This window comes from Paenibacillus glycanilyticus, from assembly GCF_030161375.1.
GTDB classification, from domain to species: domain Bacteria; phylum Bacillota; class Bacilli; order Paenibacillales; family Paenibacillaceae; genus Pristimantibacillus; species Pristimantibacillus glycanilyticus_B.
In genome coordinates this window covers 84415-99189 of record NZ_BSSQ01000009.1, presented here as the reverse complement: position 1 = coordinate 99189, position 14775 = coordinate 84415, and the positions used below count along the sequence as shown (strand labels likewise).

Here is a 14775-nt window from a genome sequence, read left to right as displayed (position 1 = left end):
GCCATGAAACCAGGCATTCTCGTCATCAGCCATGGTTCGAGAGAAGCGGAATGGGTGCGGCTCGTTGACCGGGCGGTAGAGGCTGCAGCAGCATCTCCGCTTGTGCATAGCGTGCCGGTTTATTCCTCCTTTCTCGAAATTGTAGAAGGCCGATTAATACAGGATGGAATCGATGCGCTTGAGGAGCAGGGAGTAACGGATTTATTCGTGCTTCCGCTTTTCATTTCGTCGGGCAGCACGCATGTGGATGAGATCGGGCAAGCGTTTGGCCTGCCGCCGGTTGCGGAACTTGAAGGGGATCTAGGAACCTTTCGGGTAAATGCCCGCGTACATTACGGCAAGCCGATAGATGATGATCCCGATATCGCGGAGCTGCTGCTGTCGAATATTAAGCCGCTTTCTGTTCAGCCTGAAGCGGAGACAATTATGCTCATTGCTCATGGAAGCAAGGAAAAGGTATTCCATGAACGGTGGCAGCATGGTCTGAATGAGCTTGCGGAGCGGCTGAGGAAGCTTGGCGGATTTGCGCATTCGGCTACGGCGATGCTGCTTCCTGACCAAGCGGCTAATCATTTGAGAGCCCTGCAAGCTGAACGGCCGGATGAAACGGTTATCGTGGTACCTCTGTTTTTGAGCAAAGGTTATTTTACGAATACGGTCATTCCATCGCGGTTAAAAGGACTTGATTACCGGTACAACGGGCAAGCGATGCTGCCTCATCCGGCAATCGAGCGATGGCTGGAGCGGCGTATGGCGGATTGGATTTCCGAACAATTGAGATGACCGTCTTTTGAAAGAAATGGTGGGTTATGATATGAAGCGTGCCAGATTGATTTACAACCCGACATCGGGCAGAGAAGAGATGAAGCGCCGTCTCCCGGATATTTTGCAGAAGCTGGATCAAGCCGGCATTGAAACGAGCTGCCATGCAACGATTGGCGGAGGAGACGCAACGCTTGCCGCGGCGGATGCGGCAGACCGGGATTATGATCTGATCATCGCGGCAGGCGGCGACGGAACGATCTATGAAGTGATTAACGGGCTTGCGAATAAGCCGAACCGACCTCCTCTTGGCATTTTGCCGCTGGGGACAACGAACGATTTCGCCCGGGCAATGGGGATTCCGAAGCATTGGGAATATGCCTGCGATCTCATTATTCAGAATTACACGCGGCAGATTGACGTCGGTCAAGCGAATGAGCGTTACTTCATTAATATTGCCGGAGGCGGCTCCCTTACCGAGTTGACCTATGACGTGCCGATTAAGCTCAAGACGATGATCGGACAGCTGGCGTATTATTTGAAAGGGCTTGAGAAGATGACCCGGCTTAGCCCGACGGAACTTGTCATCGAAGCGGAAGGCGTCGGCAAATTCCACGAGGAATTTATGCTGTTCCTCATTTGCAACAGCAACTCGGTTGGCGGCTTTGAGAAGCTGGCTCCGGAGTCGAAGCTGGATGATGGCCTGTTTGACGTTGTACTGCTCAAGAAATGCAACCTTGCGGAATTTATCCGGATTGCCACATTGGCGCTTCGCGGCGAGCATTTGAATGATTCGCATGTCATTCACTTCCGTACGAATAAAATGAAGGTAACTTCTCCAAGTTACGTTCAGATTAACCTCGACGGCGAATACGGCGGAACGTTGCCGTTTACGTTCTCGGTTCTGCCATCGCATTTGCGGATATTTGCCGATGAACATGGAGAAGCAAGTTATCGCCACCGGTAGAGCTGGCGGATGTTTCCATAAACCTCTAATGGTAAGCTATGAGCTTGCTGTCGGAGGTTTATTTCTTTATGCAGATGCATTACACTAGAGGGATAATAGCTAGAGGAAGCGGAGAGCAATAATGAATAATCGAAATCAATCGCGTCATTCCAATAAAAAAGGCCGGGCAGGAAGCAGAGACAGAGCGGTGCAAGCCGTTGTTGACGCGCCAGTGCAAAAAAACGATGAAGTTGTAGTCGACATCGTTGGCCTGACCCATGATGGCGAAGGAGTAGGACGCACGGACGGTTATACGCTGTTCATCCAGGGAGCGCTCCCGGGCGAGCGCGTACGGGCGAAAGTCATGAAGGTGAAAAAAGCTTACGGCTACGCCCGCCTTGAAGAGCTGCTGGATGCAAGCGTTGATCGCGTTGTGCCGGTATGCGGCATCTATGACAAATGCGGCGGTTGCCAGCTGCAGCATATGGACTATGCCGCCCAGCTGAACTGGAAACGTCAGCATGTCGTTGACGCGCTCGAGCGGATCGGCAAGCTGCAGATTGCAGGCGGAGAAGCTGCAGGTGCCGGTGTTGTGGTTCATCCGACTGTAGGGATGAGCGAGCCTTGGCGTTACCGCAATAAAGCGCAAGTACCGGTTGGCATCTCGGCTGGCGAAGGCGAGTTGATCGCAGGCTTTTATGCCAAAGGAAGCCACCGGATTATCGATACGGATGAGTGCCATATTCAGCATGACCGGAACGACGAGGTTGTGCGCATCGTGAAGGCGATTGGCCGCGAGCTTGGCGTATCCGCCTACAACGAAGAAACGGGGCAAGGATTGCTCCGCCACGTCATGACGCGGACGGGTTTTGTGAGCGGGGAGATTATGATTGTGCTCGTGACGAACGGCCGCAAGCTTCCGCAAGCGGAACGTTGGGTGGAACGGATCCGCGAGGCGTTGCCCGAAGTGAAAAGCATCGTACAAAACGTCAACACGCGCGAAACGAATGTCATCTTTGGCGACGAGACGAAAGTGCTCTGGGGCAGCGAAGTGATTTATGACGAACTTGACGGAATCCGGTTTGCGATCTCGGCCCGTTCGTTCTACCAGGTTAATCCCGCGCAGACGGTAGAGTTGTACCGCAAAGCGGTAGATTATGCGCAGCTGGCGGGAACCGAGTCGGTTATTGATGCGTATTGCGGGATAGGTACGATCTCTTTGTTCCTCGCCAGGAAAGCCGGCCGCGTCTATGGCGTGGAGATTGTGCCGGAAGCGATCGAAGACGCGAAGCGGAATGCGGAGCTGAACGGTATCACTAATGCCTCCTTCGAGGCAGGACCGGCAGAGGTTGTTATTCCGCGCTGGCGCGAAGAAGGGATTATCCCCGACGTGATCGTCGTCGATCCGCCGCGCAAAGGCTGCGACCCCGCGCTGCTCGATACGATTCTGAAGATGCAGCCGGAGCGGGTTGTATACGTCAGCTGCAACCCTTCCACGCTTGCGCGCGATCTGCGCACGCTCGAAGACGGAGGCTATAGGACGGTGGAAGTTACGCCAGTCGATATGTTCCCTTGGACAAGCCATGTGGAGAGCGTTGTGTGGATGAAGAGAGCGGATTAGATGTAAGAGTATCCCTTATCCCGGAGGAGTGTTCATTCATGGATTTCGAGACGGTTATGCAGGAGCTGGAATCGCTTGGCAAAGAACGGCTGAAGAAGATGTATATGTCTAATGGCGCGCATGAGCCGCTGTTTGGCGTAGCTACGACCGAGATGAAGCCAATTTTCCGGAAGACGAAAATTAATCAGGCTCTCGCCGAGCAGCTGTATGCGACGGGTAATTATGATGCGATGTACTTTGCGGGCATTATTGCCGATCCGAAAGCGATGACGGAAGAGGACTTCGAGCGCTGGATCGATGCCGCTTACTTCTATATGATTTCGGATTTTATCGTTTCAGTAACGCTCGCTGAAGCGCCGATTGGCCAGCAAGTAGCGGATAAATGGATTGCTAGCGGCGATGAACTTAAGATGTCCGCGGGCTGGAGCAGCTATTGCTGGATGCTTGGCAACCGGAAGGACAACGAGTTCTACGAAGGCAAAATGGCAGAATTGCTTGAGCTAGCGAAAAGCCGGATTCACGACGCTCCCAAACGCGCAAAGATTGCGATGAATATGTTTATTTATACGGTTGGCATCTCCTATATACCGCTTCATGAAAAAGCGCTTGAAATTGCAGAGGCCGTAGGACCGGTAGAAGTGAAGCAAGACAATAATAAGAGCAAGTACCTGAACTCTATGGACAATATCCGCAAGGAAATCGAACGCGGGAAAATTGGCTTCAAACGCAAGCACGTCAGGTGCTAAGTGCTAAACATAAACAACTAGGCTCCCATCACTCCGGTGACGGGAGTTTTTTTCTGCCTTCCTTTCTTTCTAGTAATCTCTTTCTATGGATCGGCATACCTATTACTAGATCAATAGATTGCGAGATGCCATGGAAGGTGGATACGGATGATTATTCTCAAGTACCTTGCAGCGATTCTTATTTTTGTCGGATTTAATTTGGAATCGGCGACCATAAGCAGCGGCGCCATGCAGCCAGCTGCAGCTGCCACGGCAAAGGCCAAAGAGGACAAGCCTATTGAGATCAGCTTCGCGGGAGATATTTTGCTGGATGGGAAGGTGGCGGCCAACATAGAGAAATATGGCGTGAACTATCCATTTGAGAAAGTGCGCCCTATTCTATCAAATTCGGATATCAGCTTCGCCAATCTGGAGACGCCAATCTCCACGCGCGGGCAAAAGGCAAACAAAACTTATACGTTCCGTTCCGCACCCAAAACGCTGCAGACGATTCTAAATGCCGGGATCGACGGCGTATCCGTCGCTAACAACCATACGCTTGATTACGGGGTGGATGCGCTCAAAGATACCATTAGCAATCTCGACGAGTACAAGATTGGCCACACCGGAGCTGGCAACAATATTGATGAAGCATTCACCGCTTATTCCAAGACGGTTAACGGCAAACGGGTTGCCATTGTGGGAATAAGCCGGGTTCTGTCTGGACCAAGCTGGTATGCGGGAGACAACAAAGCGGGTATTGCATCGGGATATAACTTCGAGACGATGATGCGTTACGTCAACAATGCGGTTAAATATTCCGATATTACGGTCATCTATATTCACTGGAATAACGAATATCAGGATTACCCGGAAGATTATGCGCGAACGTATGCGAAAGCGTTCATCGATGCCGGCGTAGATGCCGTGATCGGAAGCCATAGCCACTGCCTGCAAGGTATCGAGACTTATAAAGGCAAACCCATCTTCTATTCGCTTGGCAATTTTGTATTCACTCCCACTCAACGTTCGAACAAAGCGACGGATTCGATGATTGCTACGTTGACCTTCAAAGGGGATCAAGTAAGCAGTCGGATTACGCCTGTAAAACTAGATAATACAAGGCCCATTCTGAGAGATCAGGCCTATAATGAAACGACTTATTCGAAGCTGAACAAGATCTCGTTCAACGTGAAGATTAGCAAGGACGGTACGGTATCGGCAAAATAATAAGCGAAGCCAACAAGCGCTATGCCTAGACGGCAAGCGCTTGTTGCTTGTATAGACTATTCAAGGTTTCCGCTGTTAATAATAGCTACCTTTACGGTAGGCTTAACAGTTAGGCTAGGGTATTGCTCGCGCCAGTTGAGGCTCTGGTATAGATTCGGGTGATAGGCTGCCACTTGTTGACCGAGCTGGAAGTAGTCGCAATTCGCCTGCTGCAGGATCTCTACGATCTTCTCTGCCCTAGCGGTCAGATGTTCCGCGATAATTTGCTGCTTCTCGTCTAACTCTTGCTTGGTATGCATCTCTAACATCTTGCCATCGTCGACCAACCTTACTTTCATCCGCAAAGAGAGGGCGATCTCGCTTAGGTTATTTCCGCTGTGCTGAATATGAATGGCCTGCTTCGTATCTTGGACATGAATGGAATAATCCAATCCTTGCGATTTGCCGAAGATGAATTGAAGCTTACCCGGCTCTCCATTCATCAGTAGGGCAAGCAAGGTGTCTTCGTTGCTCAAGTTGTAGCCGGTATATTTGCCGTTGCTGAATAGAGCCGTTCCTCCTAGCCGTACTTCGTCCTTATAAGGTTCAAAGCGGTTCAGAATAAAGTCGTTCATGAACTGGTCTCCGCCAAGAATATAGTTGAGCAATTTATTGGAAGGAATTCGTCCTCTCTCGATCTCATCCTCCAATAATTCAAACAGGTAATTTGAGACAGTGTTGTCCTTGATTTTTGGTTTGGACAATAGCTTCGACAAATCTCCGTCATAGACGGCCAGATAGGCGTATAACGGATTCGATTGAAACTGGCTGGCGATATGCAGATGGCTCAGCGGATCATCCTTGGCAATGCTGGAACTAATGATATAAAGCCTAGTCTCCAATACGGACAAAATGCCCGGCATTTCTTTATTGGAGCGAATGACGGCTTCGTATATGTTTTTCCCCGTTTGTTCATGATACTGGTTGGCCGGTTTTCCCCCGCCTTGGTAAGCATCATTAAGCGAAGAGGTGACAAAGCTGAATTGGAGCGTCTTATCTTTGTCTTGATCCACATAATCCAGCCCCATAATATCGACAAACAGCAAATTTTTGAGCTTGATTTGATCGGTACATCCGGTCAGAAGTACGCAAATGGACATAACCGCCGCTATCATTTTTTTCATGCGCTCCGCCTCCCGGTTCCCCGAATCCCCGATATGATAAGAAGCAGAAGGGGCAGGCCTACCACAAACAGAATGGATAACTTGTCCTGGAAGGAGGAAGTTTGCGTAAGGTCATGCTGTTCGTCTATAAAGAAGCTTCCAAGGAGACAGAGAGCAACAATCACCCAAACCCAAACAGACTGCTTGCCAACCCCTTTTTTGCTCAAATTCTGAAAGGATTTGGCCGACAGATAGAAATAAACATAGATCGTAGCCGATACAATGCAGACGTAGAAGATAAGGAACAAGATATCGAGACTTTGCAGCATTTCGACTTTATAATTTTTCAATATAAACACGATAGGTTCCGGAATAAGGAGAAGCTGCTTCTGCCCAAACATCGTGGTGCAGATCAGGCTAACGACGATATAGAACAACATGGTGCAGGTATTGGCAAGCGACATGATGCCAAGCACTTTACGCTTGCCCCCTTTCACATAAGGGAAAGCGTATAGGAGCAGATCGTAGCCGACATAAGCGCTGAATGCGAAGTAGATGCCTTTCATCACCGGAGTCCACCCTTCGGATAATACGGGCAGAAGATTGCGGGTTTCCATCCCGTACAGGCAGCTGAATGCGATCAACAGGAAACAAATCACGGGGAACAGCATAAAGGATTGTGAGATAAAAGCTAGCCGTTTGAGCGATGATGTCGCCGCATACCCGCAAATAAGCAGAAGCATCATGAGAATCATCCAGTCTGGCGTAATCACGAACATCCAGCGCTTTAAGGTATTGCAATAAAGGGCTGTCACGACAAACCCGGAGAAGGCATAGTAACAACCGTATGCCAGATTAACAAAGGCACCTAACGGGCGGCCGACAATTTGGCTGGAATAAGCATAAAACGGACGGGTCGGATAACGGCTGCCAAGCCACCAGAGCAGCACGATTCCAACCTGTGCCGTTAGCCCGCTTAACAGAACGGATAACCAGGTATCCCGTCCGGCATTCTCGGCCAATTGGTGAGGAAGAGATAACACTTCAATGCCAAGCTGTGCCATGATGGCCATCGTCAATAATTGCCTGCCGGTAATCTGTTCTTCCTTCTTCATTTCTTCCAACTCCTAGGGGATCGCAGCCGGGTTGGATTGCCCGCGGCCGTTTCTGCCGGCCTTTTGCGATGGTTCTCAATCGGTGCGCGGAATAAGGTATCCTTCGTCTCGCTGAAGGAAAACGGCGGCGTGAAATAAGGAATGCCCATTGAGCTCATCCGGCACAAATAGATAATAATCATCATGAAGTAGATAGCTAGTCCATACAAACCGAAGTAAGCGGAGATTACGACGGCGGGGTAGCTCAAGATCCGGATGCTGCTGTTCATCTCGTAGCTGGGCAGCGTAAAGGAAGCCACGGCGGTGAGCGCTACAATGATGACCATCGTATTGGATACGAGATTGGATTGTACGACCACGGTTCCAATGACAATACCGCCAACGACGCCAACGGTTTGTCCGATTGGACTTGGCAGCCGGATAGTTGCCTCTTTCAAGAGCTCAAGGAGGAGCATCATCGATAAGGCCTCCGCCAGTGGAGGCAAAGTGACGTACTTGAGCGAGCTTTGCAGCGTATTGACGAAATTAATTGGAAGCAATTGCGGATTGAAGGAGCATACGGATACATAAAAGGCAGGTAGTCCTATCGCTAGGATGAGACATGCGAGGCGCAGGAGTCGATACATCGTACCAAGCAACCACCCGTTCTGATAATCTTCCGGGCTTTGCAGAAAGGCCCAGAAGGATACAGGCAGAATGAGGGCATCGGGCGATCCGGACGTTGCGATAACGATTTTGCCCTCCATTAAATATGCTCGGGCGCGATCTGGCCGTTCGGTAACGAGCAGCTGAGGAAATAGACTGAATTTATTATCATGAATTAGCTCGGATAGAAAACCGGGTGCTTCTACGTAATCAATATCGATGTCGTTCAACCTGCGGTCCAATTCTTCGACAAATGAAGGTTGTGCAACGGACTTAATATACATAACCGCTACTTTGGTTCTGGAAAGCTTGCCGATCGTATAGGTTTTGATGATAAATTCAGTGGATGTGATCAGCTTGCGCATCAAGTTTAGATTTGTATCGATATTCTCAATAAACGCTTCGTTTCCACCGCGGAGGACCCGTTCGTTCGTCGGAATATTAACGGCCCGTTCTTTCTTCAAATCGGCACTAAGCAAATAGAGCAGACTTTCTCCATTGCGCTGCAGCAAAGTTTTACCGTCGACCGCCGCTTGAGCGGCAGCCGCCAAATCCGTACTTTCCGTGAGATCAATGATTGTAATACTATCCCGGATCGCTTCATGCGGCCGCGACTGCAGCGGCTTCAGAATAAACTCTTGAACTTGGTAAGGGTCGATAAGCGTATCGAAATAAAACAGGCCAAATTCCGCGCCATCAAGGATGAGCCGCTGCGTCTGAAAGTCGCTTTGTTCGGCAAATATCTCTTTTAGAGCTTTTTCAGTTACCGCTACGGATGAATCCATTCACTTCGCCTCCTTCAATTATTCATTTCCTAATTTCACCGTTTGAAGGAAAAAGTATGTAATCGGAGGCGCTTGGGGGCGTAAAAAAAGAGGCTATGCATGGTCCAAGACCAGCACAGCCTCTTTTCTCTATTCTAGATCGCTTCCATCTTTTGAGCCGTGTACAGCTTGTAATATCGGCCGCGGTGCGCAATGAGCTGATCATGCGAGCCGGCTTCGGCGATACCTTTGTCAGCGACGTACATAATGCGGTCGCAGTTTTTAACCGTGGACAAACGGTGCGCGATAATGAAGGAAGTACGTCCTTTGAGCAGTTCGTTCAGGCCTTTCTGCAGCAAGCGCTCCGTCTGGGCATCAATGGACGAAGTAGCTTCGTCGAGAATAAGGATGCGCGGATCTGCGAGTAGCGTACGGGCGAACGAGATCAGCTGGCGTTGTCCTTGAGAAAGCTTCGAGCCGCGTTCATTGACTTCCGTCATATAGCCATGCTCAAATTCGCTGATGAAGTCATGGGCGCATACGGTTTTGGCCGCAGCGATTACTTCTTCTTCCGTAGCATCCAGCTTACCGTAACGGATATTGTCCATAATGGTTCCGGAGAAGATAAAGCTGTCCTGAAGCATAATGCCCATTTGGCTGCGCAGCGACTTCAGCTTAACGTCCGCAATATTATGACCGTCGATCAGAATACCGCCTTCGGTCACATTGTAGAAGCGGGAGATCAGATTGACGACGGTTGTTTTGCCGGCGCCCGTTGGACCAACTAGCGCGATGCTTTCGCCCGCTTTCACATCGAAGTTCAGGTTCTGAAGCACATTAACGCCCGGGTCGTAAGCAAAGGTTACGTTGTCAAAAGTTACGCGGCCTTTAATGGCAGGCAACTCGCGGGCGTTTGGAACGTCGCTTACCGTTACCGGCTCGTCAAGCGTCTCGAAGATCCGCTCCAGGTAAGCAACCGCGTTGATAAAGCTGTTATACAAGTTGGAAATGTTAAGGATTGGCTGCCAGAAGCGGGCCGCATAGCTGCTCATCGCCAGGATGACGCCAAATGTAACTTCTGCAGGGCTAAGCGCGAGCAGGCCAACGAAATAGATGGCCGTCGTCACGAGTGTCGTCAAGTTATCAACCGAGAACGGGACGAGGAAGTTGAAATACATCGCTCTCATCCAAGACTTGCGGTAGTTGACCGACAGACGGGTGAAGATACCTTCGTTATGTTTTTCCCGGGTGAAGATCTGGGTAACCCGAATGCCGCTGATGCTCTCCTGCAGGTAAGCGTTCATATTGGAGCTTTTGTTCGATACCGCTTGCCATGCCCGGCGCTGCTTGGTTTTGATCAGAAGCATAATGCCGATGAAGATCGGCAGGCCGCCAAGAATAATAAGCGACAGTCTGACATCTACGGCAAACATAAAGGCTGCGATGAAGACCAGGTTAAGTATTTCCAGAATCAAGTTGATGATCCCGTTAGACAACACATCCGATACCGAGTTGACGTAGTTGACCACGCGGATCAGGATCTTGCCTTGCGGACGGTCATCGTAATATTGGAACGGCAGTTCCTGCAAATGCTTGAACAGATCCGAGCGAATATCGAAAATAATATCTTGGCCGACGCGGGTCATAATGCGCGATCGGATCGTTGCCAGAATAACGCTGACAACGATGGTTGCGAGCGTGACTGCCGACCAGAAGACAAGCCCGCTTTTATCCTTATCCGGAATGGTCACGTCAACGACATGCTGCATAATGAGCGGTGCGGAGAGCGCGACGCCGGCGGAAATAGCACTTAGGACAAACGCGATGATCATTGGCGTCTTCTGGCGTTTAATATAGACCAAAGCGCGCCTGAAGTGCTTGATATTAAACGGTGACTCCAAATCCTCGTCGATGTCGAACTTATTCCTTGCCATGTGCAGTCACCTCTCTTTCGATGCCTTCGTTTTGCAGCATAAATACGCCGTAGTAATAGCCGCGCTTAGCAAGGAGCTCCGCATGCGTGCCTTCTTCAATAACGCGGCCGTTCTCCAAGATAAGAATCCGGTCGGCTTGCGAAGTGGTGGAGACGCGTTGCGCGATAATGATCTTGGTGCAGGAGAAGTCCAATTCTCTCAGACTCTGCTGAATATGCTCTTCCGTCTCGTTGTCCACGGCAGAGGTTGTATCGTCAAGGATAAGGATAGGCGGTTGTACCGCCATTGCGCGGGCCAAAGCAATACGCTGTTTTTGTCCGCCGGACAGACCAACGCCGCGTTCGCCAACGACCGTATTGTAACCTTGCGGCATTTTGCGAATGAAATCATCGGCAGCCGCGAGCTTGGCGAATTTCGTTACTTCATCCTCCGGCATATCCGGACTGCCATAGGAGATATTGCCGTCAATCGTGTCGGAGAAGAGCAGGACGTCTTGCGTCGCGATTCCGATATTGCTCCGAAGCTCATCAAGCTCAAGCTTGCGGACGTCCTTGCCGTCCACGAGCACGCGCCCTTTCGAGATGTCGTAGAAACGCGGAATAAGATTGATCAGCGTTGTTTTGCCTGAGCCCGTCGAGCCCATGATCGCAATGGTTTCGCCCGGAGCAACCGTAAAGCTGATATTGTCCAGAACCGTCACGTTGTCGTACTTGAAGCTGACCTTGTCGAACTCGATGCTGCCTTTATAGCGATGCTTCACGATCGGATTATGTTCGTTGACGATCTTCGGCGTCGCATAGTACACATCGATAATTTTGCTAAGGCTGGCGAAGAACCGCTGGATATCATTAATAATGATGCCGATGTTGCGCATCGGGTTGGATAAACCCCAGATGAGCGCGGAGAACGCGGAAAATTCGCCGAACGTAATGCGTCCGTCCATAACAAGCAAACCGCCTGCCAGCATAAGAATCACGTTAAAGCCTTGGGACAACGTCTCCAAATAAGGGAAATAGTCCAGCCAGACCAAAGCGGCTTTTTTGTTGGCGGTCGAGTAGTTCACGTTCTTCTCGGTAAACTTCCGAACTTCGAATTCCTCGCGCGCAAATGCCTTAACGACACGGTTGCCCGCGATATTTTCCTGAGTTGTTGTATTTAACTGCGACAGGCGTTCCCGAAGATCGATATACATCGGACGTACGCGTCTGGCGAAGATAAAGGCCACAATGAGGATAGGCGGCGACAGCACGAGCAGCCACAGCGTGAGACTAACGTCAATGAAGAAGAAATAGACGACGGCAGCCAGGAAGATCGTGAGCGACTCGATAATCGTCTTGATGATCCACGCAAGCGAGTGGCGCACCATCTCTAGATCGCCCGTCATCTTGGTCATCAGATCGCCGGTGCGGTTGCGGTCATAATACTGCATGTCTTGCCCCTGGATTTTGTTGTACAGGAAAATCCGAACGCGGAACAACATGTTCTGTGAAGCGCGTTCATACAGCATGGTCGTGAAATAAGCCAGCCCCGTACGCAGCAGAGAGAAGCCGATCATGCCAAGGCATAAGCCAATCAGCAGCGCTCGTTCATCCGTCAGATTCTGCGCGGCATTGTCGCCTGCGATAAAGGTATCGACGATGCGCTGACCGATGTACGGGTTAATAATCGTAAGCGAGGAGCCTACGACTGAGAGGCATAACGCGATGATGTACCGCGCCCGGTCTCCCTTCAAGTTAAGCCAAAGCCACTTGAACTGAAACAATCTGATCACCAACTTTTGTGAGTTTTCATAAGTTTGAAGTCAGAGAGAACAGCCGTCCCTCTTCCTGGACAGGAGCATCCAATGGATTAGAGACGGCTAATTACCTCTTTTAGACTATGGTGATTATAACACGTTTTCCTGGAAATCAAGCGGAATTTTTTAGTTTTACAAGAGAAAATTCTATTGACAAATAACTAGTGTGTTTACGTGCAAAATCGAGGTTTATAGTACTTATTTCCATGGTTGTGCTCCATGAAATAGGTTTTGCTTCCTTACCTTAAATTAACCAAGATAATCGTAACTTCTTCAGCTGTTTTTGCTTATGTAAGCGCTATACAATATTCAACGACCAGAAGAGAAAGGAGGAAAAAACGAGTTTATTCATTAAATAAAGAGAGGATGCTGGAAATGAGAATGCAGTTAAAATGGCTGTCGGCCATGCAAAGCCTCGTTCTTCTCGCAACCGCGCTGCTAGTCTTTATGGGGCCCCAGGCGGCGCACGCAGCAAGCCAGACGATTAACAATGATGTATTCTGGAAGGACACCTCGGGCAATCCGATCTACTCGCAAGGCGGCAATATATTGAAGGTTGGCAGCACGTATTACTGGTATGGCGTCAAATATAACGGAGCTGTAACTTACTATAATAGTCCGACGGCGAAGAACAGCGACACCAGCTTTGCGGCAGTCACCTGTTACTCGTCAACGGACCTGGTCAATTGGACCTTCCGCGGCAATGTGATTACCGGGGCAACGGACGGCTCCACCTGGGATGCCGATTGGCTGGGGCGGCTTGGAGTCGTATACAACGCCAATACGCAGAAATACGTTCTGATTACCCAGTATCAGGGACCTGCCGGAGGCGGCATTGCTTTTGCGACAAGCAGTACGCCTACGGGAACATTTGCCTTCGATCATGTTCAGACGACCATTACCAACGTCGTGAACAATATGTCCGGCGACCAGTCCACCTTCATCGACGACAATGGTAAAGCCTATCTCGTGTTCAGCAACGCGAGCGGCAGATCCCATCTGTATGTATCCGAGCTCCGGTCATCCGATTACTTGAACGTGGAACCGGCCGTGAACGTATTTAACAGCAGTTCGGGCGGACGCGAAGGCAATGCGATGTTCAAGTATAACGGACTCTATTATTTATGTTCATCCGACTTGCACGGCTGGAACGCATCCCATACTTATTGTGTGACTTCATCCAGCATTACCGGTACTTATTCAAGCGAGTTTGTGATGAACGGAACGGATGCCGACTTCTCGCATGTCTCCCAGACGTCTATGTTTATCCCGGTACAAGGCAGTTCGCAGACGACCATCCTCTTTGGCGGCGACAGATGGAGCGACTTCGCGGGCAACGGCATTGGCTACAATCAATGGATGCCTATCTCGTTCAGCGGGACTACGCCAACGCTCAACTCGCTCAGCCAGTTCAACCTGGATGCGGCGACGGGGACTTGGAGCGTAGGCAGCGGCAACAACTATGCCATGAATCCAAGCTATGAAGCCGACCGGGTGTCGCAGATCGCATTGGCAGGCTGGAGCACCTGGTTTAATACAGCCGCTGATCCCAACTCCAATGTCGAGGGAGGCGCGCATTCCGGAAGATGGTCCGGCAACCAATATGCAACCGCGGCCTACAGCGCAAGCCGCTATCAGAATATAACGGGTCTAGCGAATGGCACGTACACCTTGAAGGTATGGGTGAAGAGCAGCGGCGGACAATCGACGGCGCAGATCTACGTGAAAAATTACGGAGGCTCCGAACTGGATGCCTCGATTAACGCCTCGATCAGCAGCTGGACGCAAATTACGATACCCAATATTCAGGTGACTAACGGCAAAGCCCAGATTGGTCTGTATTCCGTTGCGAATGCGGGTAACTGGGTGAGAGTGGACGATTGGTCGCTAGTTAAAAACTAATAGAAATAATTGCAGCGGCAAGCCGGGAGGCTTTAACTTCCCGGCTTGTTTTTGCGCGTGCCCCGCTGCCAAGGACAGCTTCAAGAATCAAAGGTAATCTTAAGTTTTCCCCGTATGCAGAGTCGGCGGTTACTTCTATAATTGAGGAGACGAAAGCCGTGTCCACATGAACAGCTATCTTAGCATGCATGCAG

General features: G+C 50.3%; 12 protein-coding genes. 6 read left to right on the top strand and 6 right to left on the bottom strand.

What is annotated here, in order from left to right:
* Positions 1 to 3: 3 nt before the first annotated feature.
* The 5 genes from QQK89_RS10910 (at position 4) to QQK89_RS10890 (ending at position 5284) form a co-directional block, all read left to right on the top strand.
* Positions 4 to 783, top strand: coding sequence for a sirohydrochlorin chelatase (locus tag QQK89_RS10910; RefSeq protein ID WP_284238590.1), 780 nt, complete (start codon positions 4 to 6; stop codon positions 781 to 783).
* A gap of 31 nt (positions 784 to 814) precedes the next feature.
* Complete coding sequence (locus QQK89_RS10905; protein ID WP_284238588.1) at positions 815 to 1729, top strand: diacylglycerol kinase; 915 nt, start codon at positions 815 to 817, stop codon at positions 1727 to 1729.
* Positions 1730 to 1850: 121 nt separating this feature from the next.
* Entirely contained in the window at positions 1851 to 3329 is a 1479-nt protein-coding gene (gene rlmD / locus QQK89_RS10900; protein WP_284238587.1) for a 23S rRNA (uracil(1939)-C(5))-methyltransferase RlmD, read from the top strand.
* 38 nt (positions 3330 to 3367) lie between these two features.
* Positions 3368 to 4075 (top strand): DNA alkylation repair protein, encoded by a 708-nt coding sequence (locus QQK89_RS10895; protein WP_284238586.1) that lies wholly within the window; start codon positions 3368 to 3370, stop codon positions 4073 to 4075.
* A gap of 147 nt (positions 4076 to 4222) precedes the next feature.
* Positions 4223 to 5284 (top strand): CapA family protein, encoded by a 1062-nt coding sequence (locus tag QQK89_RS10890; RefSeq protein ID WP_284238585.1) that lies wholly within the window; start codon positions 4223 to 4225, stop codon positions 5282 to 5284.
* 56 nt (positions 5285 to 5340) lie between these two features.
* On the opposite strand, the gene QQK89_RS10885 is transcribed toward QQK89_RS10890, so the two are convergent.
* The 5 genes from QQK89_RS10885 to QQK89_RS10865 form a co-directional block, all read right to left on the bottom strand.
* Positions 5341 to 6447: a Ger(x)C family spore germination protein gene (locus QQK89_RS10885; protein ID WP_284238584.1), complete on the bottom strand. Its 1107-nt coding sequence runs from the start codon at positions 6445 to 6447 to the stop codon at positions 5341 to 5343.
* Complete coding sequence (locus QQK89_RS10880; protein WP_284238583.1) at positions 6444 to 7541, bottom strand: GerAB/ArcD/ProY family transporter; 1098 nt, start codon at positions 7539 to 7541, stop codon at positions 6444 to 6446. Before QQK89_RS10880 ends, QQK89_RS10885 begins: the two co-directional genes overlap by 4 nt.
* A complete protein-coding gene (locus tag QQK89_RS10875) occupies positions 7538 to 8971 on the bottom strand; it encodes a spore germination protein (protein WP_284238581.1) in 1434 nt (477 codons plus the stop codon). Before QQK89_RS10875 ends, QQK89_RS10880 begins: the two co-directional genes overlap by 4 nt.
* 134 nt (positions 8972 to 9105) lie before the next feature.
* Positions 9106 to 10884: an ABC transporter ATP-binding protein gene (locus QQK89_RS10870; protein WP_284238580.1), complete on the bottom strand. Its 1779-nt coding sequence runs from the start codon at positions 10882 to 10884 to the stop codon at positions 9106 to 9108.
* Entirely contained in the window at positions 10871 to 12655 is a 1785-nt protein-coding gene (locus QQK89_RS10865) for an ABC transporter ATP-binding protein (protein WP_284238619.1), read from the bottom strand. The genes QQK89_RS10870 and QQK89_RS10865 overlap by 14 nt, the downstream gene beginning before the upstream one ends.
* A 399-nt stretch (positions 12656 to 13054) precedes the next feature.
* Here QQK89_RS10865 and QQK89_RS10860 point away from each other — a divergent pair, with 399 nt between their 5' ends.
* A complete protein-coding gene (locus tag QQK89_RS10860; protein WP_284238579.1) occupies positions 13055 to 14581 on the top strand; it encodes a family 43 glycosylhydrolase in 1527 nt (508 codons plus the stop codon).
* On the opposite strand, the gene QQK89_RS10855 is transcribed toward QQK89_RS10860, so the two are convergent.
* On the bottom strand, positions 14571 to 14771 hold the full coding sequence (locus tag QQK89_RS10855; RefSeq protein ID WP_284238578.1) for a hypothetical protein: 201 nt from the start codon (positions 14769 to 14771) through the stop codon (positions 14571 to 14573). The two genes, QQK89_RS10860 and QQK89_RS10855, sit on opposite strands and share 11 nt — an antisense overlap.
* Positions 14772 to 14775: the final 4 nt, after the last annotated feature.